Source organism: Enterobacter sp. DVT3837 (assembly GCF_056238685.1).
This window is the reverse complement of sequence record NZ_JBWDLA010000001.1, coordinates 1,508,858-1,526,652: the sequence shown is the minus strand read 5'-3', so window position 1 is coordinate 1,526,652 and position 17,795 is coordinate 1,508,858. Positions and strand designations below refer to the sequence as shown.

The 17,795-nt window shown below is 51.3% G+C and carries 18 protein-coding genes; 11 read left to right on the top strand and 7 right to left on the bottom strand.

What is annotated here, in order from left to right; translation table 11 throughout:
* Window positions 1-77: 77 nt before the first annotated feature.
* Complete coding sequence (locus AC0XWG_RS07385; RefSeq protein WP_128348431.1) at window positions 78-626, bottom strand: helix-turn-helix domain-containing protein; 549 nt, start codon at window positions 624-626, stop codon at window positions 78-80.
* Between the two features lie 102 nt (window positions 627-728).
* Between AC0XWG_RS07385 and AC0XWG_RS07380 the strand changes: the two genes are divergently transcribed.
* Both AC0XWG_RS07380 and AC0XWG_RS07375 read left to right on the top strand, forming a co-directional pair.
* Window positions 729-1,388 carry an AzlC family ABC transporter permease gene (locus AC0XWG_RS07380; protein ID WP_028018134.1) on the top strand — a complete coding sequence of 220 codons (660 nt, stop codon included), beginning with the start codon at window positions 729-731 and terminating at the stop codon, window positions 1,386-1,388.
* Window positions 1,388-1,711 carry an AzlD domain-containing protein gene (locus tag AC0XWG_RS07375; RefSeq protein ID WP_028018135.1) on the top strand — a complete coding sequence of 108 codons (324 nt, stop codon included), beginning with the start codon at window positions 1,388-1,390 and terminating at the stop codon, window positions 1,709-1,711. Before AC0XWG_RS07380 ends, AC0XWG_RS07375 begins: the two co-directional genes overlap by 1 nt.
* 41 nt (window positions 1,712-1,752) lie before the next feature.
* Here the strand turns inward: AC0XWG_RS07375 and AC0XWG_RS07370 are convergent, their stop codons facing one another.
* Both AC0XWG_RS07370 and fdhD read right to left on the bottom strand, forming a co-directional pair.
* Window positions 1,753-1,965: a YdgH/BhsA/McbA family protein gene (locus AC0XWG_RS07370; RefSeq protein ID WP_128348430.1), complete on the bottom strand. Its 213-nt coding sequence runs from the start codon at window positions 1,963-1,965 to the stop codon at window positions 1,753-1,755.
* 114 nt (window positions 1,966-2,079) lie between these two features.
* The gene (fdhD, locus tag AC0XWG_RS07365) at window positions 2,080-2,916 is read right to left on the bottom strand and encodes a formate dehydrogenase accessory sulfurtransferase FdhD (RefSeq protein ID WP_475680505.1); all 837 of its coding nucleotides are present in this window, start codon (window positions 2,914-2,916) and stop codon (window positions 2,080-2,082) included.
* A gap of 372 nt (window positions 2,917-3,288) precedes the next feature.
* Between fdhD and fdnG the strand changes: the two genes are divergently transcribed.
* The 5 genes from fdnG to AC0XWG_RS07340 all read left to right on the top strand — a co-directional run bounded on the left by fdnG (window position 3,289) and on the right by AC0XWG_RS07340 (window position 9,889).
* Complete coding sequence (gene fdnG / locus AC0XWG_RS07360; protein WP_139156818.1) at window positions 3,289-6,339, top strand: formate dehydrogenase-N subunit alpha; 3,051 nt, start codon at window positions 3,289-3,291, stop codon at window positions 6,337-6,339.
* Window positions 6,340-6,351: 12 nt separating this feature from the next.
* Window positions 6,352-7,254: a formate dehydrogenase subunit beta gene (fdxH, locus tag AC0XWG_RS07355; protein WP_028018139.1), complete on the top strand. Its 903-nt coding sequence runs from the start codon at window positions 6,352-6,354 to the stop codon at window positions 7,252-7,254.
* Window positions 7,251-7,886, top strand: a complete 636-nt coding sequence (fdoI, locus tag AC0XWG_RS07350; RefSeq protein ID WP_008501832.1) for a formate dehydrogenase cytochrome b556 subunit — start codon at window positions 7,251-7,253, stop codon at window positions 7,884-7,886. The genes fdxH and fdoI overlap by 4 nt, the downstream gene beginning before the upstream one ends.
* Window positions 7,883-8,812: a formate dehydrogenase accessory protein FdhE gene (gene fdhE / locus AC0XWG_RS07345; RefSeq protein ID WP_028018140.1), complete on the top strand. Its 930-nt coding sequence runs from the start codon at window positions 7,883-7,885 to the stop codon at window positions 8,810-8,812. The genes fdoI and fdhE overlap by 4 nt, the downstream gene beginning before the upstream one ends.
* A 159-nt stretch (window positions 8,813-8,971) precedes the next feature.
* Window positions 8,972-9,889, top strand: coding sequence for an alpha/beta hydrolase (locus AC0XWG_RS07340; protein WP_128348427.1), 918 nt, complete (start codon window positions 8,972-8,974; stop codon window positions 9,887-9,889).
* Between the two features lie 11 nt (window positions 9,890-9,900).
* Here AC0XWG_RS07340 and fabY read toward each other — a convergent pair whose 3' ends face one another.
* From fabY to yihX, 4 genes are read right to left on the bottom strand one after another with little or no spacing between them, the layout of a single operon-like run.
* The gene (fabY, locus tag AC0XWG_RS07335) at window positions 9,901-10,842 is read right to left on the bottom strand and encodes a fatty acid biosynthesis protein FabY (protein ID WP_028018144.1); all 942 of its coding nucleotides are present in this window, start codon (window positions 10,840-10,842) and stop codon (window positions 9,901-9,903) included.
* Window positions 10,843-10,886: 44 nt separating this feature from the next.
* Window positions 10,887-11,324: a D-aminoacyl-tRNA deacylase gene (gene dtd, locus AC0XWG_RS07330; RefSeq protein ID WP_047345532.1), complete on the bottom strand. Its 438-nt coding sequence runs from the start codon at window positions 11,322-11,324 to the stop codon at window positions 10,887-10,889.
* On the bottom strand, window positions 11,321-12,202 hold the full coding sequence (locus tag AC0XWG_RS07325) for a virulence factor BrkB family protein (protein WP_028018146.1): 882 nt from the start codon (window positions 12,200-12,202) through the stop codon (window positions 11,321-11,323). Before AC0XWG_RS07325 ends, dtd begins: the two co-directional genes overlap by 4 nt.
* Window positions 12,196-12,795, bottom strand: coding sequence for a glucose-1-phosphatase (gene yihX / locus AC0XWG_RS07320; protein ID WP_128348426.1), 600 nt, complete (start codon window positions 12,793-12,795; stop codon window positions 12,196-12,198). The genes AC0XWG_RS07325 and yihX overlap by 7 nt, the downstream gene beginning before the upstream one ends.
* Before the next feature lie 411 nt (window positions 12,796-13,206).
* On the opposite strand from yihX, the gene AC0XWG_RS07315 reads away from it, so the two are divergent.
* The 4 genes from AC0XWG_RS07315 to AC0XWG_RS07300 all read left to right on the top strand — a co-directional run bounded on the left by AC0XWG_RS07315 (window position 13,207) and on the right by AC0XWG_RS07300 (window position 17,724).
* A complete protein-coding gene (locus AC0XWG_RS07315) occupies window positions 13,207-13,983 on the top strand; it encodes a hypothetical protein (RefSeq protein WP_108091217.1) in 777 nt (258 codons plus the stop codon).
* Between the two features lie 2 nt (window positions 13,984-13,985).
* On the top strand, window positions 13,986-14,270 hold the full coding sequence (locus AC0XWG_RS07310; RefSeq protein WP_028018149.1) for a hypothetical protein: 285 nt from the start codon (window positions 13,986-13,988) through the stop codon (window positions 14,268-14,270).
* 69 nt (window positions 14,271-14,339) lie between these two features.
* Window positions 14,340-15,614 carry an HlyD family secretion protein gene (locus AC0XWG_RS07305; protein ID WP_475680504.1) on the top strand — a complete coding sequence of 425 codons (1,275 nt, stop codon included), beginning with the start codon at window positions 14,340-14,342 and terminating at the stop codon, window positions 15,612-15,614.
* Window positions 15,607-17,724, top strand: a complete 2,118-nt coding sequence (locus AC0XWG_RS07300) for a peptidase domain-containing ABC transporter (RefSeq protein WP_475680503.1) — start codon at window positions 15,607-15,609, stop codon at window positions 17,722-17,724. Before AC0XWG_RS07305 ends, AC0XWG_RS07300 begins: the two co-directional genes overlap by 8 nt.
* The last annotated feature ends 71 nt before the right edge of the window (window positions 17,725-17,795 follow it).

Below are 17,795 nucleotides of genomic sequence, written 5' to 3'. Positions count from 1 at the left end.
TTTATAAGGTTATTTGCTTTTAGGAAATGGAGAAATTGTTATTTCTATCATTGAGTTAACACAAATTGCCCAGCGCTTTAATTCTGTTCCGCCACCAGCAGCGCATACGTGTCTGGCTCCAGAGCTTTAAAGATGTGCGGACGATCGGCGGGATAGCAGATGTAATCCCCCGCATTCAGCTCTTCCGCCGCGTCAATCAGGCCGACCAGTGCCCGCCCCTGCGTCACGATAATATGCTCTACCGAGCCAGGCGAATGCGGCTGAGAGAGTCGATCTGCACCCGGTTGGGTCATCAGAAGGTAAACATCGCGACGCGCGCCCGGTGGACACGCCGCCAGTAAAATGGCTTCATAGTTAGCCTGCCCGGCGACCACTTTGGTCCCTTCACCGCGGCGAATCACCTGCGTGGTCGGCTGTTGTGGTTCCAGTAAACGGGCGAAAGGAATATCCAGCGCCACGCAAAGCGACCACAGCGTTTCCAGGCTAGGGTTGCCATTGCCAGACTCCAGCTGGGACAACGTGGATTTAGCGATCCCGGCACGGCGGGCAATTTCCGCCAGTGAAAGTCCGGTTCGCTGGCGTTCTCGCAACAGACTTTTGGCGATTACGCTAATTGGCTGCGTCATATAACGGCCTCTTGTTCTATAAATCGAACGAATCGTTCGTCTTGAAAAACTGTTCTGTTGCGTTCATTATAATGGATACACGTTCGATATGGCTAAAATTGTATGAAGCATCATTTCTCTTGCCTGAAAGGCGACACGATAAAAGCAATCATCCTGGTTTGTCTCGCCGTAGGTGTGGTCGGGATGTCATACGGCTCGCTGGCGATAGCCTACGGTTTTCCTGTTTGGGTACCGTTTGTGCTTTCCATTACCGTACTCGCGGGCGCGTCCGAATTTATGTTTATCGGCATTGTCGCGAGCGGGGGTAACCCTCTGGCGGCTGCGGCTGCCGGGTTGCTGGTGAACGCCCGCCATGTGCCGTTTGGCGTCACGGTGCGTGAACTGGTCGGCAAACGTGGTTTGAGTTTTTTGGGCTGTCACATCATGAACGATGAAAGCGTGGTGTTTGGCCTGTCGCAAAAAACGCCCGAACAGCGTAAAGCTGCCTACTGGTTATGTGGTTTAGGTGTGGCGATTATCTGGCCGCTGGGAGCGCTGCTGGGTGCCATGGTCGGTAAACTTCTGCCAGATCCAGAAACCATCGGGCTGGATGCGGTGTTCCCGGCCATATTACTGGCCTTAGTGGTACCCGCATTTAAAAACCGTACCACGCTGATCCGTGCCTGTAGCGGCGCAGTGTTGTCACTGTCTGCCGTACCGTTTGCTCCGGTCGGTTTGCCGGTTCTGCTGTCTTTACTGGGCCTGGCGGCGAGGAAAAAATAATGGGAAACATGACATTCTTTATTCTGGGGATTGCCATCTTATCGGCAGGGACGTATCTGATGCGTCTGGGTGGTGCAAAGCTCGGCAGCAGGCTGGCACTGTCGGAGCGTTCACAGTCGCTGCTTTCTGACGCGGCAACGGTTTTACTCTTTTCCGTGGCGCTGGCGACAACCTTTTATGAAGGGGAACATTTTGCGGGTATGGCGCGCGTGCTGGGCGTGGCGTTTGCGGTGTTTCTGGCCTGGCGGAAGATGCCGTTAATTGTGGTGATCGTTGCGGCGGCGGTGGTAACGGCGCTACTGCGCCTGGCGGGGATACAATAAAAAAAGCGCCCCGGGGGCGCTCTTTCGACGGTAAAGCGAGATTATTTGTTCAGTTCAGCCGTCATGTGTACACGGTTACCGGAGAATGCCTGGGTAATTTTGTAAGATGACGCGCCTGCTTCCTGAGCCTGTGCAGCGATTTTCGCTTCTGCGCCGTCAATGGTAGAGGCTGTTGCGGTCACAGTCTGTGCTGCGAAAGAACCGAAAGAAGTAGCCAGAGCGATTACAGCGACAAAAGTTTTGATGTTTTTCATGATTTAAACCCTTTCGTTAAGTTGTTTAGATAAGGCGTTGTGCCTTGATGAGATAAATACTAGACCTCATCACCAACAACTAAAAGCGGAAGGATTTGCTAATATCATTCAAAATTACTGATCAACAATTAAGCGCTGAGGATGGGTATAAATTGTCGCCCTTCCCGGCTTGCAGAAGCCCACCAGCGTCAGGTTACAGCGCTCCGCCACCTCCACCGCCAGCGTCGTTGCGGCTGAGACCGCAAACAGAATTTCCACACCGCACATCGCGGACTTTTGCACCATCTCATAGCTGGCGCGGCTGGAAACGAGTGCCGCCCCCTGCTTCCAGACGTCATTTTCACGCGCACGGCGACCGAGCAGCTTATCCAGCGCCACGTGGCGACCCACATCCTCATGCCCACCGGCAATTTCACCTGATGGCAGCACCCAGGCTGCGGCGTGTGTACAACCGCTCAGTTGACCTATCGGCTGAACGTCGTTGAGGTGTTCAAGCGCATGGTCGAGATACGCCAGATTAAAGGTCTGAGTAAACGGCAGGGGCGTAACGGGTTTACCAATATCGTTGAGTTGCTCAACGCCGCAGACACCGCAACCGGTGCGCCCTGCCAGCGCACGTCGACGCTCTTTCAGCCCCATAAAACGGCGGCTCGAGAGTTCAATTTGCACTTCCAGGCCGTTGCAGGCCTGAACCACATCCATGCCGTAGATCTCCTGCGGGTGCTCAATGATGCCCTCCGAAAGAGAAAAACCAATGGCAAAAAGCTCGAGATCTTTCGGAGAGGCCATCATCACCGCATGCGAAATACCGTTGTAAACGAGGGCAACGGGAACTTCCTCGGCCAGAAAATCGGGCGTGGCGTGAGTGATGTGGGGTGGCCTGTGCACCGACAATTCCACAATGCCCGCAGGCAATGACGACGAGTGAGGAGCACGGTTTTGTTTAGACACAGCGGTATTCCTGAACAACCACTAAGGTGAGCCTGCTATTGCAACATAAACTGCAGGTCTTACGCATAGTATGGATCAACTTTTCAACAACCATTCTCCTACTCATTTCGGAGGGGTGCAACCCGACACCCGCTACACGGCTTTAACATGTCGAGCTTCCAATGTGATCAATATCACACTTTATAATCAGCAAGGTGATAATACGTTCACTTTGTTTTAACGCCATGAGAACAGGCATACCGACATTGTGGTATTCTTATGATATCCCTCGTGGAATTGAGGGATTAACGCAAATTTTTCTCCTTTGCGGTCATTCTTTAGCCGCGAAGTCAAAACACCATATATAAGCAATGTCGAAACAAGGAGTGACCCATGCAGGTCAGCAGAAGGCAGTTCTTTAAGATCTGCGCTGGCGGTATGGCAGGCACCACGGCAGCGGCACTGGGCTTTGCGCCCGGCGTAGCGCTGGCGGAAACGCGGCAGTATAAGCTGCTGCGCACCCGTGAAACCCGTAATACCTGTACGTACTGCTCTGTCGGTTGCGGGCTGTTAATGTATAGCCTCGGCGACGGTGCTAAAAACGCCAAAGCGTCTATTTTCCATATCGAAGGCGACCCGGATCATCCGGTCAACCGCGGCGCGTTGTGCCCGAAAGGGGCCGGTCTGGTGGACTTTATCCACTCCGAAAGCCGCCTCAAATTCCCTGAATATCGTGCGCCTGGCTCCGACAAATGGCAGCAAATTAGCTGGGAAGAAGCGTTTGACCGCATCGCAAAACATATTAAAGAAGATCGCGATGCCAACTTTGTTGAGAAAAACGCCGACGGCGTCACGGTCAACCGCTGGCTCTCCACCGGGATGCTGTGTGCCTCTGCTTCCAGCAACGAAACCGGTTATTTAACCCAGAAATTTACGCGTGCACTCGGTATGCTCGCGGTCGACAACCAGGCGCGTGTCTGACACGGACCAACGGTAGCAAGTCTTGCTCCAACATTTGGTCGCGGTGCGATGACCAACCACTGGGTCGACATCAAGAACGCCAACCTCATTGTGGTGATGGGCGGTAACGCCGCTGAAGCGCACCCTGTCGGGTTCCGCTGGGCGATGGAAGCCAAAATCCACAACGGTGCGAAACTGATTGTGATCGATCCCCGCTTTACGCGTACTGCGTCAGTGGCGGATTTCTACACCCCTATTCGTTCAGGTACTGACATCACTTTCCTGTCAGGCGTATTGCTGTACCTGATGACCAACGAAAAATATAACCGCGAATACACCGAAGCCTATACCAACGCCAGCCTGATCGTGCGTGAGGATTACCACTTCGAAGATGGCCTGTTCAGCGGTTATGACGCCGAAAAACGCAAGTACGATAAAACCAGCTGGAACTACGAGCTGGATGAGAAAGGCTTTGCGAAGCGCGATACCACCCTGCAACATCCGCGCTGCGTGTGGAACCTGCTGAAAGAGCACGTTTCCCGCTATACGCCAGACGTTGTCGAAAACATCTGTGGTACGCCGAAGGCGGACTTCCTGAAGGTGTGCGAGCTTATCGCCGAAACCAGCGCGAAAGACAAAACAGCATCGTTCCTGTACGCCCTCGGCTGGACGCAGCACTCCATCGGTGCGCAGAACATCCGTACCATGGCGATGGTTCAGCTCCTGCTCGGCAACATGGGGATGGCAGGCGGCGGCGTGAACGCCCTGCGCGGTCACTCCAACATTCAGGGCCTGACCGACCTCGGTCTCCTGTCTCAAAGCCTGCCAGGCTATATGAATCTGCCAAGCGAGAAACAGCCAGACCTGCAAACCTACCTGACGGCCAGCACGCCTAAACCGCTGCTTGAAGGCCAGGTGAACTACTGGGGCAACTATCCGAAGTTCTTCGTCTCCATGATGAAAGCGTTCTTCGGCGACAAAGCGACGGCGGAAAACAGCTGGGGCTTTGACTGGCTGCCGAAGTGGGACAAAGGTTACGACGTTCTGCAGTATTTCGAGATGATGCACCAGGGTAAAGTGAACGGCTATCTGTGCCAGGGCTTTAACCCGGTTGCCTCGTTCCCGAACAAGAACAAGGTTGTTGAGTCCCTGTCGAAGCTGAAGTTCCTGGTGACGATTGACCCGCTCAATACCGAGACCTCAACCTTCTGGCAGAACCACGGTGAATCGAACGACGTCGATCCATCGAAGATTCAAACCGAAGTGTTCCGTCTGCCATCGACCTGCTTCGCGGAAGAGAACGGTTCTATCGTCAACTCCGGACGCTGGCTACAGTGGCACTGGAAAGGCGCGGACGCCCCGGGCATCGCCATGAACGACGGCGAGATCCTGGCCGGTATCTTCTTACGCCTGCGTAAGATGTATGCGGCTGAAGGCGGCGCGAACCCGGAACCGGTGCTGAACATGAGCTGGAACTACTCGACGCCGGAAAACCCAGCGCCGGAAGAAGTGGCCATGGAAAGCAACGGCAAAGCGCTGGCGGATGTTATCGATCCAGCCACCGGGACCGTGCTGGCGAAGAAAGGCGAGCAGCTGAGCACCTTCGCGCATCTGCGTGATGACGGCACCACCTCAAGCGGCTGCTGGATCTTTGCCGGTAGCTGGACGCCGAAAGGCAACCAGATGGCCAACCGCGACAACGCCGACCCGTCAGGTCTTGGCAACACGCTGGGCTGGGCGTGGGCGTGGCCGCTCAACCGCCGCATCCTCTATAACCGCGCATCCGCTGACCCACAGGGTAACCCGTGGGATCCGAAGCGTCAGCTTCTCAAGTGGGACGGTGCGAAATGGGGCGGTGTAGATATTCCGGACTACAGCACTGCCGCACCAGGCAGCGATGTCGGGCCGTTTATCATGCAGCCTGAAGGGATGGGACGCCTGTTTGCTATCGATAAGATGGCGGAAGGGCCGTTCCCGGAACACTACGAGCCGTTTGAGACGCCGCTGGGCACCAACCCGCTGCACCCGAACGTGGTCTCTAACCCAGCAGCCCGTATCTTCAAGGGCGATTTCGAAGCGCTGGGTAAAAAGGACAAGTTCCCGTACGTGGGCACCACTTACCGTCTGACCGAGCACTTCCACTACTGGACCAAGCACGCGCTGCTTAACGCCATCGCGCAGCCGGAACAGTTTGTGGAGATCGGTGAAAAGCTGGCGAACAAGCTCGGCATTGCCCATGGCGATACCGTGAAAGTCTCCTCTAACCGTGGTTACATCAAAGCCAAGGCGGTGGTGACCAAGCGTATTCGCACGCTCAACGTTCACGGTCAGCAGGTGGATACCATCGGTATTCCAATTCACTGGGGTTATGAGGGCGTGGCGAAGAAAGGGTTCATTGCGAACACTCTGACGCCATTCGTCGGCGATGCGAACACGCAGACGCCGGAGTTTAAGGCCTTCCTCGTGAACGTGGAAAAGGTGTAACGGAGACGACTTATGGCTTATCAATCTCAGGACATTATCCGTCGTTCCGCGACTAACGGTTTCACGCCCGCGCCTCAGGCGCGGGACCACCAGCAGGAAGTGGCGAAGCTTATCGACGTGACCACCTGTATCGGCTGTAAAGCCTGCCAGGTGGCCTGTTCAGAGTGGAACGACATCCGTGACGAAGTGGGTCACAACGTCGGGGTCTATGACAACCCGGCGGACCTGACCGCCAAGTCCTGGACGGTGATGCGTTTCTCGGAAGTGGAGCAGAACGACAAACTGGAATGGCTTATCCGCAAAGACGGCTGTATGCACTGCGCGGATCCGGGCTGTCTGAAGGCGTGCCCGTCAGAAGGGGCTATCATTCAGTATGCCAATGGTATCGTCGACTTCCAATCTGAGCAGTGTATTGGCTGCGGCTACTGCATTGCCGGCTGTCCGTTCAACGTGCCGCGACTGAACCCGGAAGACAACCGCGTCTACAAATGTACGCTGTGTGTTGACCGTGTAAACGTCGGCCAGGAGCCGGCTTGCGTGAAGACCTGCCCGACAGGTGCTATCCACTTTGGTTCGAAAGAGGATATGAAAACGCTGGCGGCAGAACGCGTAGGCGAGCTGAAAACCCGTGGTTACGACAACGCAGGCCTGTACGATCCGGCCGGGGTTGGCGGTACGCACGTGATGTATGTGCTGCACCACGCCGACAAGCCGAATCTGTATCACGGCCTGCCGGAAAACCCGGAAATCAGCGCCACCGTGAAGTTCTGGAAAGGCATCTGGAAACCACTGGCAGCGGTTGGTTTTGCTGCTACCTTCGCAGCGAGCATTTTCCACTACGTCGGTGTCGGCCCGAACCGCGCGGAAGAGGAAGATGACAACCTGCATGAAGAGAAAGACGAGGTGCGCAAATGAGAAAACGTGACACCATCGTGCGCTATACCGCGCCGGAACGTATCAACCATTGGGTCACCGCCTTCTGCTTCATGCTGGCGGCGATAAGCGGGCTGGGGTTCTTCTTCCCGTCCTTCAACTGGCTGATGCAGATCATGGGGACACCACAACTGGCGCGTATACTGCACCCGTTTGTTGGCGTCATCATGTTCGCGTCGTTCATCATCATGTTCTTCCGCTACTGGCACCATAACCTAATCAATCGGGATGATATCTTTTGGGCGAAGAATATTCGTAAGATCGTCGTCAACGAGGAAGTGGGTGATACCGGACGTTATAACTTCGGCCAGAAATGCGTATTCTGGGCGGCGATTATCTTCCTGGTCCTGTTGCTGGTGAGCGGCGTGATCATCTGGCGTCCGTACTTTGCGCCTGCTTTCTCAATCCCGGTGATCCGATTCGCGCTGATGCTGCATTCATTTGCCGCAGTGGCGTTAATTGTGGTTATCATGGTGCATATCTACGCCGCCCTTTGGGTGAAAGGCACCATTACCGCGATGGTGGAAGGATGGGTAACCAGTACGTGGGCAAAGAAACATCACCCACGCTGGTACCGTGAAGTCCGCCAGAAACAGGAAAAGTCATCTGAATGAGTATTCGCATAATCCCGCAAGATGAGCTGGGGTCGAGCGAGAAACGCACGGCGGAATATATTCCGCCGTTGTTATTCCCCAGGCTCAAGAACCTCTACAACCGCCGCGCAGAGCGTCTGCGCGAGCTGGCAGAGAACAACCCGCTGGGCGATTTTCTGCGCTTCGCCGCGCTGATTGCCCACGCGCAGGAAGTGGTGCTGTACGACCACCCTCTGCAAATGGACCTGACTGCGCGCATTAAAGAAGCCAGTGAGCAAGGCAAACCACCGCTGGATATTCACGTGCTGCCGCGCGATAAACACTGGCACAAGCTGCTGCATTCGCTGATTGCCGAACTGAAGCCAGAGATGAGCGGCACCGCGCTGGCCGTTATCGAAAATCTGGAAAAAGCCTCCGATCAGGAGCTGGAAGAGATGGCGAGCGCGCTGTTTGCTTCCGATTTTACGCTGGTCAGCAGTGATAAAGCCCCGTTTATCTGGGCTGCGCTGTCGCTCTACTGGGCGCAAATGGCGAGCCTGATCCCCGGTAAAGCCCGTGCAGAATATGGTGAAGCACGCCAGTTTTGCCCAGTATGTGGCTCTATGCCGGTATCCAGTATGGTGCAGATTGGTACCACTCAGGGGCTGCGCTACCTGCACTGCAACCTGTGTGAAACCGAATGGCATGTAGTGCGCGTGAAGTGCAGCAACTGTGAACAGACTCGCGATCTCAACTACTGGTCGCTGGAAAACGAAGAAGCAGCGGTAAAAGCCGAAAGCTGCGGCGACTGCGGGACTTACCTCAAGATTCTGTATCAGGAAAAAGACCCAAAAGTCGAAGCGGTAGCCGACGATCTCGCCTCGCTGATTCTGGACGCAAAGATGGAGCAAGAGGGCTTTGCCCGCAGCTCGATCAATCCGTTCCTGTTCCCGGGTGAAGGGGAATAATCTCCCGTAACCGTGCCGGGCGACATCAGCTTGCCCGGCCTACAGCTCGACAGCAATACACACCGCTTTCCAGATTTTTATCCTCGACAACATTCTTGTTTTCTTTTGAATTAAACCAGGCTATAAAGCTGTATATCCATACAGTTAAAGGGCATTTTCATGGCACTGGAAAAGGGTATTGCGCAGCTGGTTCAGGGATTTATCGCTGCAGGTCGGCCATCGTCGCGTCGACAGACCATTGAGGTACGACGAGCAGGGTATGTTGCCAGCACGGGGCTTGCCGGGAAGATAGAAACGCGCGTTCAGGTGGAGACGTTTGTCCTTGATGGACTTACCATCCGGGTGTTTTCACCTCTCAATGCGTCTGAATTATTGCCGGCAGCCATCTACTACCACGGCGGGTGCTTTATCAGCGGTGGGTTTGATACGCATGATAATCAGCTCCGCCAGCTGGCATTTTACGGTAACTGCCGGGTGATTGCGGTTCAGTACAGACTGGCACCCGAGCATCAATTCCCCGCAGCACATGACGACGCAGAACGCACTGCAGAGCTTGTCTGGCAGAATGCAGACAAACTGGGTGTAGATAAAAACCGAATCACCCTTTGCGGCGACAGTGCAGGTGGACATCTTGCGCTGGTGACATCACTGCGGCTCAAAGATAAAGGCCTGTGGAATCCAGCACAGCTCATCCTGATCTATCCCATGCTTGATGCCACAGCCAGCTTTGAAAGTTATGCCCTGAATGGCACGGATTATATTATCACCCGCGATACCCTGCTCAGCGGGTATGAAATGTATCTCGCAGAGACTGACCTTCAGCATCCGGAAGCCAGCCCACTGTGGCGCGATGATTTTCACGGCCTTCCGCCTGTGCACATTATTACCGCTGAATACGATCCGCTATGTGATGAGGGAGAAATGCTGTTCCAGCATCTGACTGAGCAGGGTGTGAAGTGTACTGCTCAGCGCTGGCTGGGCGTTATCCATGGCTTCTTTCAGCTTGGCGGTGTTAGTCAGTCAGCACGAGACGTTATGCGGGACATCGCCTGGCGAATTAGCTCAGCCAGGCAATAACAACGAAGGGATTATTCCTCTTCGTTCCCACCCTCTTCATACGCGCCGAATGGCTTCGCCGGAAGAACAATATAGGTGCCTTCAAACACCGCGCCAGATGTTTTGTCACCAAACAGTTCAACCTGCATTTGTACGCGGGCTTTGCGACCTCGGGCCAGGCGATCGAGGTCGCCCCCCAGTGAACCCAGATCGGCCACGGCGCTCGGTTTACCGCTGATCGGTGCGCTATAGCGGATATGGGCGTCGGCCAGAATGATCGTCCCCCCCAGATGGCGCTCACGCAGCATCAGCCAGATAAGCCCCCAGCCGGTCAGCGTAGCCAGCGAGAACAGACTTCCGGCAAACAGGGTGTGGTGTGGGTTTTGATTGCCGATCTCCGGCATGGTGGTGATAAATTTTTGTCCTGTGTACTGCTGAATACGGACACCCATTTTTTCACTCAGCGGAATGTGCTGATACCAGGCTTGCTGTAGCTGCCCGCACCAGTCGGCGCGATGCAAAATATCATCCAGCGTGGCGATAGGTTTAATCATCAAAAAGTGACGAATCGGTGTGGTTTGCGGGGTAGTGATTTCCCCCTGATTAACAAAACCAAGTTTCGCGAAGAACTCCACGGCATCTTCGCGGGCACTACAGGTGACGCGCTTAACGCCTTCCTGACGGGCGACAGATTCCAGGGTCATCGCCATCAGCGTCCCCAGGCCTTTGTCCTGCACGGAGGGATGAACCGCCATAAAGCGAATAGACGCTTCGTTATCGGCGTTGATATACAAACGCCCGACGGCGACGAGGTTGCCCTCTTCATCCATCACCATCTGATGGTGGGCCATCGCGTCCCAGGCGTCGCGTTCAGACCCTTTTGGCTGATGTAATGGCTTGCGCAGCATTTCCCAGCGGAACTGGTAATAGGCTTCTAACTCTTCTTCCGTTTGCGGTACTCGAAGGTGATACATAGCTGTACTCTCTCTTGTTACCCGCGGCCACGCCGCCAGTTGGCTCATACCTGGAGCCAGAATGTGACGGGGCCATCGTTCACCAGCGAAACCTGCATATCCGCAGCGAATCTTCCGGTTTGCGTATTCATTTCCTGCTGGCGACAGCGCTCAACAAAATACTCATAAAGTTCTTCAGCACGATCAGGTGCGGCGCCTTTAGAAAAACTCGGACGCATGCCGCGCTCGGTATCCGCCGCCAGTGTGAACTGGGACACCACCAGCACGCTGCCGCCCGCCTGCTGAACGTTAAGGTTCATCTTACCTTCCGCATCGCTGAAAATACGGTAGCCCAACACACGCTCACACAAGCGGTTGGCTTTTTGTTCGTCATCATCCTTTTCGACACCTAACAACACCAAAAGTCCTGGGCCAATTTCACCCGTCACCTCTCCCTCCACGGTGACGCTGGCACGGGTTACGCGCTGTATCAATGCAATCATGGTTGGTCTGCTTCTTGTTGTTTTTCAGCTGCTGCTGCTTTTTTGAGTTCGCGATAGACACCGAGAGTGACAGTTATTTCGGCACCAAGCAAGACGATACACCAGGTCCAGTAGACCCAGACAAACAAAATCGGGATCACCGCCAGCACGCCGTAAATCAGCTGATAGGACGGAAACATGGTGATGTAGAGGGCAAACCCTTTCTTCCCGAGCTCAAAGAGCAACGCCGCCACTAGCGCCCCCACGACCGCATCACGGTTAGGCACGCGCGTGGTCGGCACGACGCTATAGAGCAGCCAGAATGAGAGCCAAGACAGGATCAGCGGGAAGATGCGAAGCACATTATCAATAACGCCGTTTAAATCACTCGCCCAGCGTAATGAAAGAAGATACGAGCTGATTGCCAGACTCGCCCCGGCCAGCAACGGACCCAGCGTCAGGATCATCCAGTAAACGGCAAAGGAGTACACCTTCGGTCGTGCCTTTTTACTCCGCCAGATGGTGTTCAGCGCGTTATCAATGGCGTACATCAACAGCAGCGCTGTGACGATAAGACCGCATGCCCCCACTGCCGTCATCTTGTTGGAGTTAGCAACGAACTGCTCAATGTAGTTCTGGATGACATCCCCGGTTGCAGGAATAAAATTTGCGAAGACAAAATGGCGAAGCTGCAGACTAACGTCTGCAAACATTGGAAAAGCGGAAAAAAGCGCAAAGATAACCGCCACCAGCGGCACTAATGAGAGCAACGACACGTACGCGAGATTACCCGCCAGCGTGGTCATGTTGTCCTCATCAATGCGATGCCAGAGCAGTTTTAGCCAGGCTCTCAGCGGACGAGTATGATGGGTGGCTTTTTGATGAACGGTTTTTAGCATAACTGCTTCGCAAAGTAGTTTGGTATCGTCTCTTTTCCGGTCACCAGAATTGACGTAATACCCAACTGGTTAGCTCCCTCTATATTATCGGCGTTGTCGTCGAAAAAGACCGCATCGGCCGCGGTAAATCCTTCTGTCTGAAGAACAGCCTGATAAATTCGTGCCTCAGGTTTACGCATCCCCATTTCCTGCGAAAGATAAATCTTATCTGCCGCTGCCTTAACTTCAGGGTACTCCTCAGGCCAGAATGTGGTGTGCAGACGGTTGGTATTTGACAACACCACCACACGATGTCCTTGCTCTCGCAGTTTGTGCATGATGTTCGTAACTTCCGGACGTATCGCCACAAATACCGCCTGCCAGCCGTGAGAAAACTGCTCGTAGCTTAACGGCAGATCCAGCTCATGGCAGAAACGTTCGGCGAACTCTTCATCGCTGATTTCGCCGCGTTCGTGTTGATGGAAGGTCTCGCTCATCACGAAACTCTGCTTCAATGTCGCCAGTGGGACACGGCTAAAATCGCTCCATGCGCCCAGCACCCGATTAAAATCGATATCGACGATTACATTTCCTAAGTCAAAGATATAAAGCATGTTTATCTCCTGCTCGCCGTGGAAAAGTAACTGTAGCGGGAAAGATAAGCTTTGGCTATGCGCCAGATTCAGCTTAGGGGGATTGATCTAAAGAACGAAAATTTAGCATTCGGAGATGCTATTGAGTTTCGGGACAATAGTCAGTGAGACGAGTTTTATTTAAGTGCGTTTTTGCAGAGGTATTCGTATCAATTCAATCTGTAAAACACTACAGAAAAACGCTTCCGTACAGTTTCTTTTCATCACCACATTACCACTACTTACTCCATGGGAATCCCATTTCACGCGGCTTTGCTCGAGATTGATACAAATTCACTTTACTCAAATTTACATTTAGATACAAATACTGCATTTATCTTCTTTTTTATAATGGTAGGTTTACATTACTTTACACATGGAGCAGCACTTTTCGTGAAGATTAAAAAGGGATACATCCTCTGTGCCGTTTTAATAGCGATACTCTGCACTTTCGCTATTTACTCATACAACGCCTACCGATATAAAAAAGCCAGCAGAGATATTTTATATCAACTCTCTAGCCAACTTATTGTGAGGCAAGGGCTTGAACCAAAACTTTCAACCCACCTCGTTTTTGATACATTATATATCGACGGAAATATATCAAAAGATGATGACAAAATAATTTCTTCAATTATCAAAAAAAACCTTATTCCTGTAAGAACAATATCGATAAACAGTGGTGGCGGTGATGTCGAAGCTGCAATCAAAATAGCACGCATTATTCATAACAAAGAAATTAACATTGAGGTCAGGCGATTATGTCTTTCTTCCTGTGCTAACTATCTTTTCCCTGCGGCAAAAAACAAAATCATCAATTATGGTTCCATTATTGGTTTCCATGGCTCACCTAATTCTGATGACAGTAAGTTAACGACCACGGTTAACGGTGAAATCAATACAGACACAACGATAACAGATCGCATTTTCTCAGAAATAAGAAAAACGGATAAAGCATTTTACAAAGATATAAATGTGTCATGGATGATGCCACTTTGCGGGCAAAAAGAAAATATTGGTGATCCAGACACAGGTCTGTCGACGTACAGCGAAAAGGATTTTACGCGTTTTGGCGTAAAAAACATTTCATTCACGGATGGTGAAATGGTATGGAAAAAGTCTATGGATATTATGGGTATACCTTTTGCTCACTATTGCAAGGAAAATTAATAATGCGTGAACTCAATGAAAATGAATTAAGCAATGTAAGCGGTGCAGGAATGTGGGGTTCTATCGGTAGTGCGATTGGTGGGATGTTCGGTGGTGGTAGTGCTGGTTGTAACGGCAGCTATTCCCACACCAGTACCACCAACAAGGATGGTTCTCACTCTGAAAGCACCTCCTTTAGCGGCGGTTGCTCAGTTAACGTTGGTGGTAAAAGCGGTGGTTCGTCAAAAGGTAATGGAGGTTCGAAAAATGGCGGTGGCCGCCAGGGTAATGATCACGGCAGACATTAATTCCTGAATCGTTATCACTCATAGCCGCTGATATTGAGCGGCTATTTCCACAGCCGTAAGAGGCCAGATATGTTTCGCAAGGAAGCTATTGAATATAAGAGTACCCGATGGGAAGGAAAGGCCGTACTTCTCCCAGGGATCCCTTTTGCTTTTATCGTATTGCTCAGCCTGTTTTTTATTGCCTCTATTTCTATTTTTATTGCCAAAGGTTCCTATACCCGGCGCGTCATTGTTCACGGTGAGATAACGACTTTCCCCGGTGCAGTGAATATCTCTGCATCAATGCAGGGTACGGTAGTGAAGAGTTTTGTTAGCGAAGGCGATCGTATAAAAAAAGGTGACGCACTCTTCCTCATTCATTCAGGTGTATCGACGCAATCAGGTCTGGTTGATGAGAACAAAAAAAAGGAGATCACGCTACAGATAAACAGTATCAATGTAATGATGGCAAATTTGATCTCTTCGAAAAAACGTACGCTCAACGCACTGATAATTCAGAAAGTACATTATCAGTCCAGTTTTAACACCTCATCTGAATTGCTTGTGCAGGCTGAGCGGGAACTGCATCAGATTGAGAAAAACGTTAACGATTACCGCAGTTATCAGGAAAAAGGTCTGGTCACGAAAGACCAGATGAGCAGCCAAAACGCACTACTCTATCAACAGCAGAGCAATGTTTCTGACCTGGTCGCCAGAAAATCACAGGACCAGGTTCAGGTAGATATGCTCAATCAGCAGATCCAGTCCCAGGGAGCTGATTATGACCACCAGATTTATCAGCTTGAGCAACAAAAGTATGAGCTGGAAAAAGAAAAGTTAAACACAGAAGCAGAAGGAAATTATGTCATCGAGGCGACAGCCGATGGCTTAATCGACTCCATCAATACGACGCAAGGTAAGATGATCGGCTCCGGCGATGTACTCGCGCGTGTTCAGCAGAATATACATTCGCCATGCTATATCGAAACCTGGGTTCCGGATGAAGTTCTCCCCTATCTTGCGATTGGCCAGCGCGTTAATGTCAGTTACGACGCCTTTCCTTATGAGAAATTTGGTCAGTTCAGGGCATCAATATCAGCAATATCCAGGGTTCCGGCATCGAAACCTGAACTCCTGTCAAAGCAGACCATTGCACACGAATTCTATGACGATAAAAAATCCTGGTACAAAATCATGATCAAACCTGACCTACAGTCTGTGCAGGTTCATGGAAAGCAACTCTCACTGAGCCAGGGAGCAAAAGCGCAGATTTCTCTTTTCCTTGAAAAGAGACGTATCTACGAATGGTTATTATCGCCATTTTACGAAATGAAAATGAGCGTAACGGATGCGGGAAATGAATAATTTTTATACCCCTGAGACGCTGATGCGCAAACTTGATTTGAGGTTATTTAAACGCATCCCGGTTGTCTTTCAAACTGAAGCATCCGAATGTGGCCTGGCCTGTCTTTCAATGATATGCAGTTTTTATGGCAAGCAGGTTGACCTTCTACAACTCCGGCAACAATTCAATTTGTCATCGCGTGGGGTCAACCTCAATGCGATAAAATCAATTGCCAGTGAACTGGAGATGTCGTCACGTGCATTGTCCGTGGAGCTTCAGGAATTACGTGATGTGCGTAAGCCCTGCATTTTGCACTGGGATTTTAACCATTTTGTCGTACTGATTAAGGTCGATAAGAACAGCGTGGTGATCCACGATCCTGCGTTTGGAGGACGGGTAATTAGCATGCCCGAATTGTCCAGGCATTTTACCGGTGTCGTGCTTGAGGTATGGCCGGGAACGGCCTTCTCAGGTCAAAAGAAGCAAAAGAGGTTAAAAACCGCCACGTTATTAAAGAATATCAATGGTCTGACGGCATCACTGACAAAGATATTTTTCTTATCGCTGGTGATTGAGTTGATCAGTCTGCTGTTGCCAGTGGGTACACAATTAGTCACGGATAATGTCATTGCATCCGGAGATTACGGTTTACTCAATCTCATCTGTCTTGGACTGTTCATTCTGATTCTGTTGCGTTTGGCGGTCAGTGTCATACGCTCCTGGACCACGCTGATACTGGGAACACTCATCGACGTCCAGTGGAGTTTTAGCCTCTTTTCGCACCTTATTAAGCTACCGACAACCTATTTTGAAAGGCGCAAACTAGGGGATATTCAGTCTCGTTTCCACTCACTTGATGTGATACGCGCCACATTTACCACCGGTTTAACTGGTAGCATTATTGATACGCTAATGCTCATGGGTTTGCTGATAATGATGTTTTTATACAACCTGCAACTCAGCATGATCGTGGTCTCTTTTACCGCAATATATACCTTCATTCGGTTTGCAACCTATCGATACTACCGCCAGTTATCCGAAGAAGAATTAATCAAGGAGGCACGTCTTAATTCTTATTTTATGGAAACCCTGTACGGTATTGCGACGATTAAGATTCAGGGGATGACTGACCTGAGAATCAATAATTGGTTTAACCTTTTTTCAGATAGGGTCAATACTGGTATTCGTTTGACGCGAATGGATCTTTTCTTTGGTGGCGTTGTATCTTTTATCGCCGCCTGCGACCAAATTGTTATCCTGTGGGTAAGCGGCAAACTGATGATTGATAGTCATTTAACCATCGGCATGTTTATCGCGTTTAACACCTTCAGGAGCCAGTTCTATGATCGAATAAATACCCTCATCAACTTTATCATTCAGCTGAACATCATCAACTTACATAATGAACGCGTTGCCGATATTGCGCTACAGGAAGCAACGTCTTTAACGGCCACCAGCCCGCTGCGTTTACCACAGGGAGCCTTAACGCTTGAAACCCAGGATCTGGCCTACCGTTATGATAACCATGCAGACCCCATCTTCAGTAAACTGAATCTGACCATTCATGCCGGAGAGAGTATTGCTATTACGGGCGTGTCGGGTGCCGGTAAAAGCACCCTAATGAAAGTGTTATGCGGATTATTCGAACCCGCGAACGGCTGTGTCCGAATTAATGGCATTGATATTAAGCAACTTGGTTTTGAGCATTATGCTGAACGCATTGCCTGTATTATGCAGGAAGATAAGCTGTTTTCGGGCTCAATCAAAGAAAACATCGCCGGTTTCCGGCCTGACATTGACGAGCAATGGATGGTGGAATGCGCCATCGCCAGCCATATTCATAATGACATTTTAAAACTACCGATGGGTTATGAGACACTGATTGGTGAACTCGGGGAAGGGTTATCCGGTGGTCAAAAACAGCGGCTTTATATTGCCAGGGCATTATACCGCAAACCGGGTATTCTATTCATGGACGAGGCGACCAGCCACCTGGATAAAACCAGTGAGAGCCAGGTCAATCAGTCTATACAAGCGATGAATATTACCAGGATCATTATCGCACATCGCGAAACCACGATTTCATCGGCAGATCGGGTGTTCGTGATAAATGGAGAAGAGCTACCCTAATCTGTTGAATTTCGCGGAACAGAGATTGACTCAGGACATGTCAATTCCGGGTAATAAAGGAAGTCTGGTCA